General features: G+C 65.1%; 14 protein-coding genes. 6 read left to right on the forward strand and 8 right to left on the reverse strand.

The window, feature by feature from the left end; genetic code table 11:
- Positions 1-42: 42 nt before the first annotated feature.
- On the reverse strand, positions 43-2,355 hold the full coding sequence (locus tag BGK68_RS14340; protein WP_075257666.1) for a heavy metal translocating P-type ATPase: 2,313 nt from the start codon (positions 2,353-2,355) through the stop codon (positions 43-45).
- An 81-nt stretch (positions 2,356-2,436) separates the two neighbouring features.
- Between BGK68_RS14340 and cadR the strand changes: the two genes are divergently transcribed.
- A complete protein-coding gene (cadR, locus tag BGK68_RS14345) occupies positions 2,437-2,889 on the forward strand; it encodes a Cd(II)/Pb(II)-responsive transcriptional regulator (protein ID WP_069373605.1) in 453 nt (150 codons plus the stop codon).
- Between the two features lie 15 nt (positions 2,890-2,904).
- Here cadR and BGK68_RS14350 read toward each other — a convergent pair whose 3' ends face one another.
- The 3 genes from BGK68_RS14350 to BGK68_RS14360 all read right to left on the reverse strand — a co-directional run bounded on the left by BGK68_RS14350 (position 2,905) and on the right by BGK68_RS14360 (position 6,611).
- Complete coding sequence (locus tag BGK68_RS14350; protein ID WP_075257667.1) at positions 2,905-3,807, reverse strand: alpha/beta fold hydrolase; 903 nt, start codon at positions 3,805-3,807, stop codon at positions 2,905-2,907.
- A gap of 130 nt (positions 3,808-3,937) precedes the next feature.
- Positions 3,938-4,363: a Cu(I)-responsive transcriptional regulator gene (gene cueR, locus BGK68_RS14355; protein WP_075257668.1), complete on the reverse strand. Its 426-nt coding sequence runs from the start codon at positions 4,361-4,363 to the stop codon at positions 3,938-3,940.
- A 4-nt stretch (positions 4,364-4,367) separates the two neighbouring features.
- The gene (locus tag BGK68_RS14360; protein WP_075257669.1) at positions 4,368-6,611 is read right to left on the reverse strand and encodes a heavy metal translocating P-type ATPase; all 2,244 of its coding nucleotides are present in this window, start codon (positions 6,609-6,611) and stop codon (positions 4,368-4,370) included.
- A gap of 178 nt (positions 6,612-6,789) precedes the next feature.
- Between BGK68_RS14360 and BGK68_RS14365 the strand changes: the two genes are divergently transcribed.
- On the forward strand, positions 6,790-6,990 hold the full coding sequence (locus BGK68_RS14365; RefSeq protein WP_013233623.1) for a heavy-metal-associated domain-containing protein: 201 nt from the start codon (positions 6,790-6,792) through the stop codon (positions 6,988-6,990).
- Positions 6,991-7,144: 154 nt separating this feature from the next.
- Here BGK68_RS14365 and BGK68_RS14370 read toward each other — a convergent pair whose 3' ends face one another.
- The 3 genes from BGK68_RS14370 to BGK68_RS14380 are packed head-to-tail and all read right to left on the reverse strand — an operon-like array spanning position 7,145 to position 9,814.
- Positions 7,145-8,314: a vWA domain-containing protein gene (locus BGK68_RS14370; RefSeq protein WP_075257670.1), complete on the reverse strand. Its 1,170-nt coding sequence runs from the start codon at positions 8,312-8,314 to the stop codon at positions 7,145-7,147.
- Between the two features lie 10 nt (positions 8,315-8,324).
- Positions 8,325-8,912, reverse strand: coding sequence for a GNAT family N-acetyltransferase (locus BGK68_RS14375; protein ID WP_075257671.1), 588 nt, complete (start codon positions 8,910-8,912; stop codon positions 8,325-8,327).
- A gap of 26 nt (positions 8,913-8,938) precedes the next feature.
- Positions 8,939-9,814 carry an AAA family ATPase gene (locus tag BGK68_RS14380; protein ID WP_075257672.1) on the reverse strand — a complete coding sequence of 292 codons (876 nt, stop codon included), beginning with the start codon at positions 9,812-9,814 and terminating at the stop codon, positions 8,939-8,941.
- A 198-nt stretch (positions 9,815-10,012) separates the two neighbouring features.
- Here BGK68_RS14380 and BGK68_RS14385 point away from each other — a divergent pair, with 198 nt between their 5' ends.
- The 3 genes from BGK68_RS14385 (at position 10,013) to BGK68_RS14395 (ending at position 13,315) form a co-directional block, all read left to right on the forward strand.
- Complete coding sequence (locus BGK68_RS14385) at positions 10,013-12,250, forward strand: site-specific recombinase (protein WP_075259835.1); 2,238 nt, start codon at positions 10,013-10,015, stop codon at positions 12,248-12,250.
- Positions 12,251-12,626: 376 nt separating this feature from the next.
- Positions 12,627-12,947 carry a c-type cytochrome gene (locus BGK68_RS14390; protein ID WP_075257673.1) on the forward strand — a complete coding sequence of 107 codons (321 nt, stop codon included), beginning with the start codon at positions 12,627-12,629 and terminating at the stop codon, positions 12,945-12,947.
- Between the two features lie 14 nt (positions 12,948-12,961).
- The gene (locus tag BGK68_RS14395; protein WP_075257674.1) at positions 12,962-13,315 is read left to right on the forward strand and encodes a c-type cytochrome; all 354 of its coding nucleotides are present in this window, start codon (positions 12,962-12,964) and stop codon (positions 13,313-13,315) included.
- A gap of 71 nt (positions 13,316-13,386) precedes the next feature.
- On the opposite strand, the gene BGK68_RS14400 is transcribed toward BGK68_RS14395, so the two are convergent.
- Positions 13,387-13,818: a DUF1841 family protein gene (locus BGK68_RS14400; RefSeq protein WP_013233632.1), complete on the reverse strand. Its 432-nt coding sequence runs from the start codon at positions 13,816-13,818 to the stop codon at positions 13,387-13,389.
- Between the two features lie 208 nt (positions 13,819-14,026).
- Here BGK68_RS14400 and BGK68_RS14405 point away from each other — a divergent pair, with 208 nt between their 5' ends.
- Complete coding sequence (locus BGK68_RS14405) at positions 14,027-15,211, forward strand: branched-chain amino acid ABC transporter substrate-binding protein (RefSeq protein WP_075257675.1); 1,185 nt, start codon at positions 14,027-14,029, stop codon at positions 15,209-15,211.
- The last annotated feature ends 3 nt before the right edge of the window (positions 15,212-15,214 follow it).

Here is a 15,214-nt window from a genome sequence, read left to right on the forward strand (position 1 = left end):
ATAGACCGTCCGGCTGGCGGCAATCAACCTGCCCATCCGTGCTCAAGCGGCCGCCTTGCGCTGGCGCAAGCCGCGCACCAGGCGCAGGCCGTTGAAGACCACGATCAGGCTGGCTCCCATGTCGGCAAACACCGCCATCCACAGCGAACTCATGCCCACCAGCGCCAGGGCCAGGAACACCGCCTTGATGCCCAGCGCGATGCTGATGTTCTGCACCAGCACGGCATGGGCCTTGCGGCTCAGGCGAATGAAATCGGGAATCTTGCGCAGGTCGTCGTCCATCAAGGCCACGTCGGCCGTTTCCAGCGCCGTGTCGGTGCCGGCCGCGCCCATGGCGAAGCCGATGTCGGCCCGCGCCAGCGCCGGCGCATCGTTGATGCCGTCGCCCACCATGCCCACGCCGCGCAGGCCGTGACGCTGGCTCAGTTCTTCGATGACCTTGAGCTTGTCTTCCGGCAGTTGGTCGCCGCGCGCATCGCTGATGCCGGTCTGGGCGGCGATGGCCTGGGCGGTGTGGCTGTTGTCGCCGGTCAGCATGATGACCTCCACGCCCAGCGCCCGCAGTTCGGCCACGGCTTGCCTGCTGCTGGGGCGCACCGTATCGGCCACCGCCACCAGCAGTTGCGGCTGGCCATCGCGACACAGTACGGTGGTGGTCTTGCCTTGTTTCTCGAAGGCTTGCAGGCGCGCTTCCAGTTCGGGACTGCACTGGCCCAGTTCATGGACCAGGCGGTGATTGCCCAGGTGCAGCAACTGTCCGTTGATGCGTCCTTGCACGCCGCGTCCGGCCAGGGCGGCGAATTCGCTCACCTCCACGGTCGCGATCTCTTCCTGGGCGGCGATGGCGCGTGAGACCGGGTGGTCCGAACGGGCCGCCAGTGAGACCGCCAGCTGCAGCAGCGCCTGCTGGTCCGCCTGTGCCTGCAGCGAGACCACATCGGTCACGCGCGGCTTGCCGAAGGTGAGGGTGCCGGTCTTGTCCAGCGCCAGGGCGCGCAGTTGGCGGCCTTGCTCCAGATAGACGCCGCCCTTGACCAGGATGCCGTGGCGTGCCGCCGAGGCCAGGCCGCTGACGATGGTCACGGGGGTGGAGATGACCAACGCGCAGGGACAGGCGATCACCAGCAGCACAAGCGCCTTGTACAGCCAGGGCTGGAAGGGCGCACCCGCCAGCAGCGGCGGCAGCAGCGCCACCAGCACGGCCATGACGACTACGGCAGGGATGTAGTAGCGGGCGAAGTTGTCCACGAAGCGCTGGGTCGGCGCGCGCTGGCCCTGCGCCTGCTGCACGCTCTTGACGATGCGCGCCAGCGTCGAGTCGCCTTGCACCGCCGTCACGCGCATCTCGAAGGCGCCCTGTTCATTGATGGTGCCGGCAAAGACGGGGTCACCGGCCTGCTTCTGTACCGGTATGCTTTCCCCGGTAATGGGCGCCTGGTTGATGCTGGTGCTGCCTGACAGCACCAGGCCATCCAGCGGTACACGTTCCCCAGGGGCGACCCGTACAGTGTCATCCACTGTCACGGTACGGGCCGGTACAGTTGACCAGACACCGTCCTCACCGCGCCGCGTGGCCATGTCGGGCGTCATCGCCATCAAGCCGGCAATGGCATTGCGGGCGCGGTCCAGCGACAGCGCTTCGATCATCTCGGCCAGGGTGAACAGCACGATCACCACCGCCGCCTCCGGCCACTGGCCGATGACGGCCGCACCGATGACGGCCAGCGACATCAGGAAGTTCATGTTCAGCGAGAAGTTGCGCAGCGCGATCCAGCCCTTCTTGAGCGTGCCCAGCCCACCCAGCAGGATGGCCGCGAGCGCCAGCCCGATCACCGGCAGCGAGCGCTCGTCACCGCTGGTCCAGGCCAGCACTTCGGCGCCCAGCGCGGCTACGCCGGCCAGGCCCAGCAAGGCCCAGCGCCGGGCCGGGATGCGGTAGGCAGCGGCCTGGTCGGGTGCGTCGCGGCCGGCCTCGGCGTCGAGCGAGTCGGATTTGACGGCGGGCAGCATGTCCAGCGCCTTGAGGGTCGCCACCAGCGGGGCGATGGAGGGCAACTGGTGTTGCACCGTCAGCTCGCGCTGGATCAGGTTGAATTCCAGCGTACCCACACCGGACATTTGCGAGAGGCGTTCGCGGATCAGTTTTTCTTCGGTCGGGCAGTCCATCTTCTGGATGAAGAAGACGGCCTCTTCGGTCGCTCCCTCCAGGCGTGCAGCGGGGATGGGCGCGGACCTTCCCTGCTCGCTGGTGCAGGCATGGCCGGCGCAGCAACTGGACGCTTCGGGGGCGTGATGATGGGCATGCTCGTGCCCATGGTCATGCGAGTGATCGTGCTTGTGCGAATGTTCAGCCATCCGGTGCTCCTTGTGCAGCCAATTGGGTTCAGGGGTATATTAAAAACCCTGAAGTAACTACAAGGTCAAGCGAGGATCATCATGGATACGCTCAAGATCGGCGAACTGGCCGCCAAGGCGGATTGCCCGGTGGAAACTGTCCGCTATTACGAGAAGGAAGCGCTCTTGCCCGAGCCCACCCGTTCCCAGGCGAACTACCGGCTCTATGGCGAGCGCCACGTCGAACGCCTGCAGTTCATCCGTCACTGCCGTTCGCTGGACATGACCCTGGATGAGGTGAGGGAGTTGCTGCGCCTGCGCGATGCCCCCGAACAGGATTGCGGGGGCGTCAATGCCTTGCTGGACAAGCACATCGGCCATGTGGCCGAACGCATTGCGCAATTGCAGGCGCTGCAGGCGCAGTTGCACCAGTTGCGCGCCCAGTGCGAAGTGGCGCAGCCGGCGCGCGACTGCGGCATCCTGCAAGGCCTGGCCAGCCTGCCTGATGACCTCAAGCCGGCCAACCTGGGCAGCCACGGCGGCGGCTGCCACTGAGTACAGACACGCGGCTCAGTTGGCCTGATCCAGCCAGGCCATCACTTCGGCGATCACCTCGTCCGGTTTTTCCCGTTGCGGGAAATGGCCGGCGCCCGGGATCACCACGCGCCGGTAGGCGTTGCTGAAGAGCTTTTCCTTGCCTTCGGAGGTGGCGGGATGGTTGGCGCCATCCTCGGCGCCATGCAGCAGCAGCGTGGGCACCATGATGCGCGGCGTCTGCGTCAATTGTTCTTCCAGCGCCGCATAGGCCGGATCGCCCTCGGCAAAGCCCCAGCGATGGCGGTAGGAGTGCAGGCAGATGTCGACCCAGTCGGGATTGTCGAAGGAGGCGGCGGTATTGTTGAATTCGCTCTCGGCAAACTTCCATGACGGTGACCAGGTATTCCACATGAAGCGGGCCAGGGTGCGCCGGTCCTGTTCCAGCTCGGCCGCGCCGCGTGGCGTGGCGAAGAACCAGTGATACCAGTAGTTGCGTGATTGCTGCAGGCTCAGCTTCTGCTCCGGCGTATTGGTGCCCCAGCCGACCGACAGGGTGATGCAGTGGCTGATACGCTCGGGTGTCTGCGAGGCCGCGATATAGGCGGCGCGCGCGCCCCAGTCGTGGCCGATGAGCGCGTATCGCTGCAGCCCCAATGCATCGGCAAAGGCCATCAGATCGCTGGCCAGTGCTGCCAACTGCCCGCTGCGCGGTGTGCTGTCCGAGAGGAAGCGGGTCGGCCCATAGCCGCGCAGGTAGGGGCGGATCACCCGGTAACCCGCCGCCCGCAGCGGGCGCAGGAAGGCGTCCCAGGTGCGCACATCATCTGGCCAGCCATGCAGCAATACCACCGGCGGCGCTTCAGGCGGGCCGCTGACTTCGAATCCTATGCGCAGCTTGTCGGTCTCGATGAAGCTCAGATGATTGGTCTGGGGCATGGCAGGCGTTCTCCTTCGGATGGCGCACAGGCAAGTTCAACGGGCGAGCTGGCGCTGGCATCGCCGCAATTGGCATTCTGCCGTATTCCCTGCATCTCTGTCTGGCACGGCGGGACTTCGCCTGCTGCCTTCAGTCGCCGTGCCTGCCGTGGACGGCGCAACAGTCTGCGTTTCCTCCCAGCGCCTCGAGGATGGGGCAGTCGGGCCGGTTGTCGCCATGGCAATCCTGCACCAGCTGTTCCAGCGTGGCCTTCATGCCCTGCAATTCACTGATGCGCTGGTCCAGTTCGGCGATGTGGGTCTGCGCCAGTTGCTTGACCTTGCGGCTGGGGCGCGACTGGTCCAGCCACAGACCGATCAGGTCGCCCACCTGGGCCATGGAAAAGCCCAGCTGGCGGGCCTGCCGGATGAAGCGCAGCAAGTGCACATCGCGCTGACCATAGACGCGATAGCCCGCATCGGTGCGGCTGGCGCGGGGAATGAGCCCGGTCTCTTCATAGTGGCGGATCATCTTGGCCGAGACGCCCGAGGCGCTGGCCGCTTCTCCGATATTCATGGATTCACTCCTTGGCGCTGACTGGCGCATGGGGCTGCCAGCGGCGCAGCAGCAGGGCGTTGCTGACGACGCTGACGCTGGAAAACGCCATCGCCGCGCCCGCCAGCATGGGGTTGAGCAGGCCCAGTGCGGCCAGGGGGATGCCGACCAGGTTGTAGATGAAGGCCCAGAACAGGTTCTGGCGGATCTTGGCGTAGGTGCGCCGCGAGATGTCGATGGCGTCGGCCACCAGCCCGGGATCGCCGTGCATCAGCGTCACCCCGGCGGCCTGCATGGCCACGTCGGTGCCGGTGGACATGGCCATGCCGACATCGGCTGCCGCCAGCGCGGGCGCGTCGTTGACGCCATCGCCCACCATCGCCACCACCTGCGCGCCGCCTTTGCGCAGCGCCGTGACGGCCTCGGCCTTGTCGGCCGGCAGCACGTCGGCGCGCACTTCCTGGATGCCCAGTTCGCTGGCCACCTGTTGCGCCGCGCCGAGGTTGTCGCCGCTGAGCATGGCGCTACGCACGCCCATGCGGTGCAGCGTGGCGATGGCGGCCTGCGCGCCGGGTTTGATCTGGTCGCCGAAGGCCAGTAGTCCCAGCACCGCGATTCCGCTGTCATCGCGCTGGGCCAGCCAAGAGAGGGTGCGACCCTGGGCTTGCAACTGCTCGGCGCGCGCTTGCAGGGCCGGAGCGTGTGCCTGCAATTGCTGCATCCAGCGGCTGCTGCCCAGCAGTAGCTGACGCCCTTCGACGACGCCTTCGATGCCCAGGCCGGCCACGCTGCGCACCTGTTCGGCCTGCCGGCTTGCCTGTGCCGACTGCGCAGCGGCTTCCCGCACGGCGCGTCCGAGCGGATGTTCGCTGTGGGCTTGCAGCGCCGCCGCCAGCGCCAGCAGTTCGTCTGTGTTCATGGATTGGGCCGCTTCCAGCTCGAGCAGGCGCGGATGGCCGAGGGTGAGCGTGCCGGTCTTGTCGAAGGCCACCACATTGACCCGGTGGGCGATCTCCAGCGCTTCGGCGTCCTTGATCAGGATACCGTGGCGCGCTGCTACGCCGGTGCCGGCCATGATGGCCGTGGGCGTGGCCAGGCCCAGTGCGCAGGGGCAGGCGATCACCATTACCGCCACGGCATTGAGCAGCGCCTGTTCCCAGTCACCCTGCAGCAGACCCCAGCCCAGCAGCGTCAGCAACGACAGCAGCAGCACCGCCGGCACGAACACGGCGCTGACCTGGTCCACCAGGCGCTGGATGGGGGCCTTGGCCGCCTGTGCCTGTTCCACCATGCGCACGATGCGCGCCAGCACCGTCTCGGCGCCGATGGCCGTGGTCTCGAATACCAGCACGCCCTCGGCATTGATGGAGCCTGCCGTCAGCGGGTCGCCGGCTTGCTTGGCTTGCGGGCGGCTCTCGCCGGTCAGCATGGCTTCGTCCAGATGGCTGCGGCCCTCGCGCACCACGCCATCGACCGGCACCCGCTCGCCGGGGCGCAGCACCACCAGATCACCGACGCGTACCTGGGCCAGCGGCACCTCGAAGTCCTGCCCATTGCGGCGCACACGGGCGTTGTCCGGACGCAAGGCGTTGAGCGCGGCGATGGCGTCGGCGGTCTGGCGCTTGGCGCGGCCTTCCAGCCATTTGCCCAGCAGCACCAGCGTGATCACCACGGCCGAGCTCTCGAAGTAGAGGTGGGGCATGGCCATCTCATGGCCGGGCATGGTGGGCATGGCGGGCAAGGTCAGCCATTGCCACAGCGACAGGCCATAGGCCGCGCTGGTGCCCAGCGCCACCAGCAGGTCCATGTTGCCCGAGCGCGCGCGCAGCGCACCCCAGCCGGCGTGGTAGAAGCGCCAGCCCAGCCAGAATTGCACGGGCGTGGCCAAGAGCCATTGCCACAGCGGCGGCAGGCTCCATTGCACGCCCAGCGGCGCCAGCAGCATGGGCAGCACCAGCGGCAGCGATAGCGCGGCAGACAGCGCTACCGGCCACCAGGAGGGCAGGGCCGCTTTGGCGGCGGGGGCGGTCTCCTCGGGCAGGTGCGCGCGGGCGTGGTAGCCGGCCTTTTCGATGGCGGCGATGAGCTGCTCCGGCGCGACGGCGCCGGCAGTGGCGATGCTGGCGCGTTCGGTGGCCAGGTTGACGCTGACCTCGGTGACGCCGGGGATCTTCTTGAGCACTTTCTCGACGCGCATCACGCAGGAGGCGCAGCTCATGCCTTCGATGTCGAGGCTGATGTCGGTGCGGGTGGCAGTGGAATCATTCATGCGAATTGTCCGGGAAGATGAAGTCGATGCCTGCATCATCATCCTTCCCATGAGGGTAAGGTCAAGTCCGATTGTCGCATGACGCACCTTGGCATGCAGTCGCGCTTGACCTTGCCATGGCGGGAAGGTTTAAGCTTCTGCCATTGTCATCTTCGTTCTATTTATGAAAGGAAACGCCATGAGCACCACCTTCACCGTCAACGACATGACCTGCAACCACTGTGCCGGTGTCATCACCAAGGCCGTCAAGGAGGTGGACGCCAATGCCAAGGTCGATATCACCGTGGCCGACAAGCGTGTGGTCATCGACAGCAGCCTGCCGGCGCAGCAGTTTGCCGAGGCTATCGAGGAAGCGGGTTATACCCCTGTTGCCGCCTGAGCCACTTCACCCCGTGGCCCCCGCATCCCGTTCGGACTGAGTAGCCGCAACGCGGCGTATCGAAGGCGCTCCGGTGATTGACCGCAGGCGTGTCTTCGATACGCCGCAAGCGGCTACTCAGTCCGAACGGTAGGTAGGGGGCTCGAAACGCAGCTTACTTGCTCAGCAAGCGCATCGCCCCTTCCAGTCCATCCATGGTCAGCGGGAACATGCGGTCATTCATCAGCTGGCGGATTAGGGCGATCGATTGGCGGTATTGCCACAGCCCTTCCGGTTCGGGATTGAGCCAGACGAAATGCGGGAAGGTGCTGGTAAAGCGCTGCAGCCATTCGGCCCCGGCCTCGGCGTTGTTGTATTCCACCGCGCCGCCCGGCTGCACGATCTCGTAGGGACTCATGGTGGCGTCGCCCACGAAGATGAGCTTGGTGTCGGGCGTGTACTTGCGCAGCACGTCCCAGGTCGGGAAGCGTTCGGCGTGGCGGCGGCGGTTGTTCTTCCACAGGTAGTCATAGACGCAGTTGTGGAAGTAGAAGAATTCCATGTTCTTGAATTCGGTACGCGCCGCCGAGAACAGTTCTTCGGTGCGAGCGATATGGTCATCCATGGAGCCGCCCACATCAAAGAGCATCAGCACCTTGATCTTGTTCTTGCGTTCGGGCTGCATGCGAATGTCCAGGTAGCCGGCATTGCTGGCGGTGGCGCGGATGGTATCGTCCAGCGCCAGCTCCTCGTCCAGTCCTTCCCGCGCAAAGCGGCGCAGGCGGCGCAGCGCTACCTTGATGTTGCGCGTACCGAGCTCACGCTCGCCATCGTAATCCTGGTATTGGCGTTCTTCCCAGACCTTCACGGCGCTGCGCTGGCCGCCCTTGCCGCCGATGCGGATGCCCTCGGGGTTGTAGCCGCCATGGCCAAACGGCGAGACGCCGCCGGTGCCGATCCACTTGCTGCCGCCTTCGTGGCGTTCCTTCTGTTCTTCCAGCAATTGCTTTAAGCGGTCCATCAGCTTGTCATAGCCGAACTTCTCGATGGCGGCCTTCTGCTCGGGCGTCAGATCGCGCTGCAACTGCTTGACCAGCCATTCCAGCGGAATCTCCGGGCGCTTCTCGAAGATCGTTTCTATGCCCTTGAAGTAGGCGCCAAAGGCGCGGTCGAACTTGTCGAAGTGGGCCTCGTCCTTGACCAGCGTCAGCCGTGAGAGGAAGTAGAACTCGTCCAGCGAGGGCGAGATGAGCTGCTTGTCCATCGCCTCCAGCAGGGTCAGGAATTCCTTGATCGAGGCCGGTACGCCAGCCTGTTTCACGATGTAGAAGAAATCGATCAGCATGGGTGCGACTTCAGCGGCCCAGCTTGAACTGCAGATGGCGGCGCACCGTCGGCCATTCCGATTCGATGATGGAAAATACCACCGTGTCACGATAGGAGCCATCCGGCATGCGCATGTGATTGCGCAGCACGCCGTCCTGCTTGGCGCCCAGCCGGGCAATGGCGGCGCGCGATTGCTGGTTCATCCAGTGGGTGCGGAATTCCACGGCGATGCAGTGCATGTCTTCGAAGGCGTGGGTCAGCATCATCAGCTTGCACTCGGTATTGATGCCGGTGCGCTGGGCGCTGGCGGCGTACCAGGTGGAGCCGATCTCCACGCGCCGGTGCACCGAGTCGGCATTCATGTAGGTGGTCATGCCGCACAGCGCGCCGGTGTCGTTGCGGCGGATCACGAAGGGCAGCATGCTGCCCTGTTGCTGCAGGTGCAGGCGGCGTTCGATCTCGGCGCGCATGCTCTCCGGCTTGGGGATGGCGGTGTACCAGAGCTTCCATAGCTTGCCGTCCGACACGGCGGCGATGAGCGCGTCGTGATGCTCGGCATGCAGTGGCTCGATGGTGGCGAACTGGCCCTTGAGGGTGATCGGCGAGAGGAATTGCATGGCAGCTCCGGCAGGTAGGAGGGGATTCAGCGATGGTTGCGCGACATGAAGACCAGGCGCTCGAACAGATGCACATCCTGCTCGTTCTTGAGCAGTGCGCCATGCAGCGGCGGCACCACGGCCTTGTTGTCCTGGCTGTGCAGGGCTTCGGGCGGGATGTCTTCGGCCATGAGCAGCTTGAGCCAGTCGATCAGTTCCGAGGTGGAGGGCTTCTTCTTGATACCGGGCACATCGCGCACCTGGTAGAAGGCCTCCAGCGCCCGTGCCAGCAGATCGCGCTTGATGTGCGGGAAATGCACATCGACGATGCTCTGCATGGTCTCCTTGTCCGGGAACTTGATGTAGTGGAAGAAGCAGCGGCGCAGGAAGGCGTCCGGCAGTTCCTTCTCGTTGTTGGAAGTGATGACCACCAGCGGACGATGCCGGGCGCGCACCAGTTCGCGCGTCTCGTAGACGTAGAACTCCATGCGGTCGAGTTCGCGCAGCAGGTCATTGGGGAATTCGATGTCGGCCTTGTCGATCTCGTCGATCAGCAGCACCACCGGCTCGTCAGCGGTGAAGGCCTGCCACAGCACGCCCTTGACGATGTAGTTGTGGATGTCCTTGACGCGTTCTTCGCCCAGCTGTGAATCGCGCAGGCGCGAGACCGCATCGTATTCGTACAAGCCCTGCTGGGCCTTGGTGGTGGACTTGATATGCCACTGCAGCAAGGGACGACCCAGGGCCGCGGCCACTTCCTCGGCCAGCATGGTCTTGCCGGTGCCGGGTTCGCCCTTGATCAGCAGCGGGCGTTGCAAGGTGAGGGCGGCGTTGACCGCCAGCTTGAGGTCATCGGTGGCGACGTAGTGCTCGCTGCCGGTGAATTTGATCGGGGTCGCAGGAACGGTGGAATGATCTGGCATGGATGCTGTCCTTGTCAGTTGCTGTGGTCGGGGCGTCGTTGGGATGCGGCGTTGCAGCAGCAGGACCGCAGGTTTCCTCGAGTATAAGGGAAAACCCTGGCCCCCTGATTCCGCTTGAAATTGGCGAAACCGTTCCTATATACGGTTCTCCGCATGCAACAACTGACAGAACTGACAGCGCCCCGGCGCTCACTGCTCATGAAATTCCTTTTCTTCAAGATGCTGGTGGTGTGGAGACGAATGCGTCACGGCATGCAGGCGCGCTACATGGATCGCCAGGATGTCGGGCGTCAGCTGGAGGTGCTGATGCGCCGCGCCGATCCGGCCTCCAGCTGGCATGAGCGGGCCAACTGGATGATCGACGTGGTCGAATGGCTGCGTCATCGCCCGGCGGTATCCTTCCTCGATCGCCGGGCCTGGCACCAGGTGCGCCGTGAGCGGCTTGCCATCCTGCTGGACTGGCTGGACCAGCACCGCGAGGTGCGCCGGGCGGTACAGAATGCGCTGCAAAAAACGCTGCGCGAAGCCACCGGCCCCGAACTCTTCTCGACCACCGGACTGCCCCACGAACCCGGCTTCTTCGGCGAACTGTCCGAACGCCTGGCGCGCCTGATCCTGCCCCGGCACCTCTCACCCACCGACCTGTCGTCGCTCTTCACCGCCCTGTTCCCCGACCCGGACGACGCCGTCTGGCTGCTGGAGCTGGACAATGATCTGCTGCAGCGCCTGTGGAAGCTCATGGCTGACGATGGCATCTCGCACATGTACTGGCAGCAGATCGAAGAAGCCATCACCTACCTGACCACGACGGTGGTGGCCGATGGCATCAGCCCGGCCTTCCGCCAGCGCCTGGAACCCAAGATGCCCATGCGCGCCACACCCTTCCTGGCGCTGCGCCGCGAAATGGAAGCCTGGCTACGCGCCCAGCCCGGCGACATGGGCGCCTTGCGCAGCGTGCGCATGCTGGTGGCGGTGTGCCATGCGCAGACCGACCGCATCTATGCCCACCTGGATGAATATGGCGTCTCGGTCAGCCTGGTCTACCGGGTCGAGCGCATGCGCGCGCATCTGCAGCGCATCGGGCGCCTGATCGACGTGCGTTCGGGCATGCCGGGTCCGGCGATCAGCCCGGCCGTACCCGGGATGGCGGTCAAGCCGGGGGCGGGGCGGGTGCAACTGCTGCTGTGCGACCTGATTTCGGCCCATCATCACCGTGATTCGGTGCGCGGCCTGATGCGGCGCAGCTTTGCGCTGTTGGCGCGCAAGATGGTGGAACGCAATGCCGATCACCGCGAGCAGGCCATTGCCCGCGATGCGGCGGGCTATCGCCGCGTCATGCGCGCGGGTCTGCTGGGCGGGGCGGTCATTGCCGGCACCGCGCTGCTCAAGCAAAGCCTGTCGATGCTGGGCGTGGTGCATTTCGTGGATGGCGCGCTGGCTTCGCTCAATTATGCCGCCAGCTTCCTGATCATCGCCGCGCTGGGCGGCGTGCTGGCCACTCGCCAGCCTGCCGTGACCGCGCCGGCGCTGGCCTCGCGCATGGGCGACCTGGATGCCGAGGGCATGCGCGACCTGATCGCTGAATCGGGGCGATTGCTGCGCTCGCAATCGGCGGGCATCTTTGGCAATTTGCTGGCGGTCGTGCCGGTGACGGCGGCGCTGTGCGCGCTGGGCTGGTTTGCCCTGGGTCGCCAGCCCATGTCGCTGGAGGCGGCGCGCCAGAGCGTGGCGTCGCTGTCGCTGGTCGGTCCCACGCCCTTGTATGCCGCCTTGACCGGCGTGCTGCTGTGGCTGGCCAGCCTGGCGGCGGGCTTTGCCGACAACTGGTTCGCACTGCGCCGGGTGCGCGAGGTGGTCTCCAACCATCGCCGCCTCGTGCATGGCCTGGGCGCCTTGCGCGCCCAGCGTTGCGCGGCCTGGCTGGAACGCAATGTCGCCACCATTGCCGGCAGCTTCGCGCTGGCGCTGCTGCTGGGCATGGCGCCGGTGGTCGCGGCCTTCTTCAGCCTGCCGTTGGATATCCGTCATGTCACCCTGGCGGCCGGCACGCTGACGGCCGCCATCTTCAGCCTGGGCTGGCAGGCGCTGATGACGCCGGCGTTCTGGCTGGCCGCGGGCGGGGTGGCCGTCACCGGCTTGCTGTCGGTGGCCGTCGCGTTCGCCTGCGCGCTGGCGCTGGCCCTGCGTTCGCGCGATCTGCCACGGCGCGCGCGCAATGTCGCCATGCGGGCAGTGTTGCGCCGTTTCGTCGTGCGTCCCTTGTTCTTCATCTTGCCCGAGCGCGCGCATGCGGCAGTGCGGGATGAGTCCGACGAGGATGAGCCGGACGATGACGATGGCGGCGACGATCCCGGTCCGGACGATCAGATGCCGCGCCTGGCTTCACTTGAGCGTGATGACGATGTGCAGTCTTCTGTGCGTCGTCATGTAGCCTGAATGTGGCCTGAACCGGCCTGGCTGGTTCTTCCATCGGGCCGGATATTGCATTGCACACAACTGTGTCAGCAGGTCGAAGTCCGCGCCGGGTGGGCTGTTGCGGGTCATGGATGCGGTTTTTTCACAGGGATGACGCTCGCGGTTTTATTGGTTAGAATCAAACCGTTTTTTGCGCAAGGCAGGGGGAGTGGAGAGACCAGCTTGAGCCGAAACACCGGTTGAGCCATAGCAGAACAGCCAAACCTGCAGGACCAGGCAATCTAACAAGCACGATAAAGTTTGCCGCTGGTAGCAAAAGATGCGTTTCGTCGGGTGTCCGCCACGCCGCCATATGGGTGGGGCGGATGGCAAGTCCAATCATCTTTACCCTGCTCACATGAAAAAACACCTCGTGTTTCTTGCCCTCGTCGGCGTAGTCGGCAGCGCGTCTGCGGCGGACATCGTCGGCAATGCCAAGGCTGCTGAAAACAAAGTCTCCATGTGCATCGGTTGCCATGGCATCCCTGGCTACAAGGCCAGCTATCCCGAGGTCTATCAGGTGCCGATGCTGGGTGGCCAGTCCGCTGCCTACATCGAAAGCGCCCTGCACGCCTACCAGAAGGGAGAGCGCAAGCATCCCTCCATGATGGGAGTGGCCGCCAGCCTGTCGGACCAGGACATCGCCGACCTGGCCGCCTACTATTCGCAGCAGAAGTAAGGGGGAGCCACGAGATGAAGAAGAACCTGATCACCCTGTGCCTGCTGGCTGCAGCCACGCTGTGCGCGCAGGCCGCCAGTGCTGCTGACGTAGCCAATGGCCGCGCGCTGACCGAAAAGTACAACTGCGCTTCCTGCCATGGCAAGGACTACAACTCGCCCACCCAACCGGCCTATCCCAAGCTGGCCGGCCAGCATGCCGATTATCTCAAGCACGCCCTGACCGCCTACCGGCGCGGCGACACGGCCATGAACGGCCGCAACAACGCCGTCATGGGGGCCCAGGCCAAGCCGCTCAGTGATCGCGATATCATCGATATCGCCGCTTATCTGCATAGCTTGCCGGGCAGTCTGGTGGTACGTAAGTAGGCGCACCACCCAAGCACTGAGGCCACGTCGGCAGTTGTCTGCGGCGTGGCTTTTTTGCATGCGCGCCAGATTTATCCCTGCGCCCTGCGCTTGATATTCTCGATATAGGCCGCCCCATCCGGCGGCAGGCCGCTGCGTTGGGCATTCCAGATCATCTCGCCCAGCGCTTCCATGATCTCGTGATGCGCTTCGTGCTCGGAGCCGCGGCGCTGCGCCAGCAGCTGGAAGGCGGCGCGGATGCCCGGTGGCTGGTCGATCGAGATCTGCTCCGTGATCGACAGGTGCATCGACAGGTGCAGGAAGGGATTGGTCTGGCCGCGTTCGACCGAATAGTCCGCCGCCAGGGCTTCTTCCACGTCGCGCAGTCCCTCGTGGTATTCGGGGTGCTGCATGATCCAGTCGCGGGCGATGGCTTCCAGCGGGGTCAGGATCTCATTGCCCTGGTGCTTGCGGTAGGCTTCGCAGAAAAAACGACGGACATCGTGCTGGGACGGCGTGAACATGGCGGTGCAGGTGATCGGTGACAAAGCGGTATTGTACGCTGCAACGTCTGCGGCTTCAGGCATCCTGAAGCCTACCGCCACGTGAGAGCATTCCTGAAGTAATATTCTTGCCGTACAACAAGCATCCGAATAATCCATCCAGCCAGCACCGGCCGCACCGGTTCCACCGGTAGGGGGGAAGAGGCCCGGTTTAGAGAAGGGATAGTGCATGCAATGTGTTGCAAGGCTGTTGGCTGCGCTGCTGGCGCTGGCCACACTCGGTGCGCCCATCGGGGCGACAGCCCAGCCGCGCGCGCCGTCGCCGGACAAGCAAGAGACACCGACGCTGGCCATCGGCTTTGCCGGTCCCTTGAGCGGACCTTCCGGGGGCGTCGGCAAGAGCATGCAGAATGGCGTGCAACTGGCGCTGGCCGAGGCCAACCGACGCGGCCTGCGCATCGGCGGCAAGTCCTGGCAGCTCAGGCTCATCGCCCAGGATGACCGCGCCGATCCAGCCACGGCCGAGTTCGTGGCGCGCTCTTTGGTGCAGCAGCAGGTCATCGCGGTGGTCGGCCACTGGACCAGCGGCACCAGCCTGGCGGCCGCGCCCGTCTACCATCGCGCTGGCGTGATCCAGGTCACGCCCTCGGCGATGAGCCGGCGACTCACGGCCATGTCCTATCCGCGCATCTTTCGCACCATTCCCAACAACGAGAGCCTGGGCCGTTTGGCAGGTGAGTACGCCGTCCATAAGCTGGAGGCCAGGACGGTGGTCACCATCGACGACCGCACGCCCTTTGGCCAAGGGCTGGCTGAGCAGTTCGCACGCACGGCCAGCGAGCGCGGCGCCCAGGTGGTGGGGCGCTACTCGGTCAGCGACAAGACCTCGGACTTCAACGCGCCCCTGCTGGAGGCTCGCAAGCTGCAGCCAGACCTGATCTTCTTCGGCGGACTGGACTGGCAGGCCGGGGTGCTGGCCAAGGCTATCCGCAGGCTCAAGCTGCATGCGCGCCTGATGGTGTCACCCGGCACGCTGGGTCTGCCCTTCCTCATGCACGCCGGTCCCGACGCCAATGGCGCGCTGGTGCTTGAGCCCGGGCCGCCGCAGGACAAGATGCCGGGCTGGAAGAGTTTCCGCCAGCGCTACAGCGAGAACTTCGATTCCGATATGGATCTGTACGCGATATTTGCCTACGAAGCCGCGCAGGCCATCATCCAAGGCATCCGCCAGTCGGGCAGCATCGATCCCGAACGCATTGCCGAGGCCATGCATCGCTTGCGTTTCGAAGGCGTCAGCGGGCCGGTGGCTTTCAACGAAGAGGGTGACCTGTTGCAGCCCAGCTTTACCATGTACGAGGTCAAGGACCAGCGCTGGCAACCGGTGGCGCGCTTCAACGGCCTGCCGCGCCAGTGAGGC

This window comes from Herbaspirillum camelliae, from assembly GCF_001929405.1.
GTDB classification, from domain to species: Bacteria; Pseudomonadota; Gammaproteobacteria; order Burkholderiales; family Burkholderiaceae_D; genus Herbaspirillum; species Herbaspirillum seropedicae.

What these genes read in the sequence shown, in the direction of transcription:
- BGK68_RS14395 (WP_075257674.1), top strand. Translation starts at nt 12,962, where the DNA reads ATGAAGAAGAACCTGATCACCCTGTGCCTGCTGGCTGCAGCCACGCTG.
- cueR (WP_075257668.1), bottom strand. Translation starts at nt 4,363, where the DNA reads ATGAATATCGGAGAAGCGGCCAGCGCCTCGGGCGTCTCGGCCAAGATG.
- BGK68_RS14340 (WP_075257666.1), bottom strand. Translation starts at nt 2,355, where the DNA reads ATGGCTGAACATTCGCACAAGCACGATCACTCGCATGACCATGGGCAC.
- cadR (WP_069373605.1), top strand. Translation starts at nt 2,437, where the DNA reads ATGGATACGCTCAAGATCGGCGAACTGGCCGCCAAGGCGGATTGCCCG.
- BGK68_RS14385 (WP_075259835.1), top strand. Translation starts at nt 10,013, where the DNA reads ATGAAATTCCTTTTCTTCAAGATGCTGGTGGTGTGGAGACGAATGCGT.
- BGK68_RS14380 (WP_075257672.1), bottom strand. Translation starts at nt 9,814, where the DNA reads ATGCCAGATCATTCCACCGTTCCTGCGACCCCGATCAAATTCACCGGC.
- BGK68_RS14400 (WP_013233632.1), bottom strand. Translation starts at nt 13,818, where the DNA reads ATGTTCACGCCGTCCCAGCACGATGTCCGTCGTTTTTTCTGCGAAGCC.
- BGK68_RS14405 (WP_075257675.1), top strand. Translation starts at nt 14,027, where the DNA reads ATGCAATGTGTTGCAAGGCTGTTGGCTGCGCTGCTGGCGCTGGCCACA.
- BGK68_RS14390 (WP_075257673.1), top strand. Translation starts at nt 12,627, where the DNA reads ATGAAAAAACACCTCGTGTTTCTTGCCCTCGTCGGCGTAGTCGGCAGC.
- BGK68_RS14370 (WP_075257670.1), bottom strand. Translation starts at nt 8,314, where the DNA reads ATGCTGATCGATTTCTTCTACATCGTGAAACAGGCTGGCGTACCGGCC.
- BGK68_RS14375 (WP_075257671.1), bottom strand. Translation starts at nt 8,912, where the DNA reads ATGCAATTCCTCTCGCCGATCACCCTCAAGGGCCAGTTCGCCACCATC.
- BGK68_RS14360 (WP_075257669.1), bottom strand. Translation starts at nt 6,611, where the DNA reads ATGAATGATTCCACTGCCACCCGCACCGACATCAGCCTCGACATCGAA.
- BGK68_RS14350 (WP_075257667.1), bottom strand. Translation starts at nt 3,807, where the DNA reads ATGCCCCAGACCAATCATCTGAGCTTCATCGAGACCGACAAGCTGCGC.
- BGK68_RS14365 (WP_013233623.1), top strand. Translation starts at nt 6,790, where the DNA reads ATGAGCACCACCTTCACCGTCAACGACATGACCTGCAACCACTGTGCC.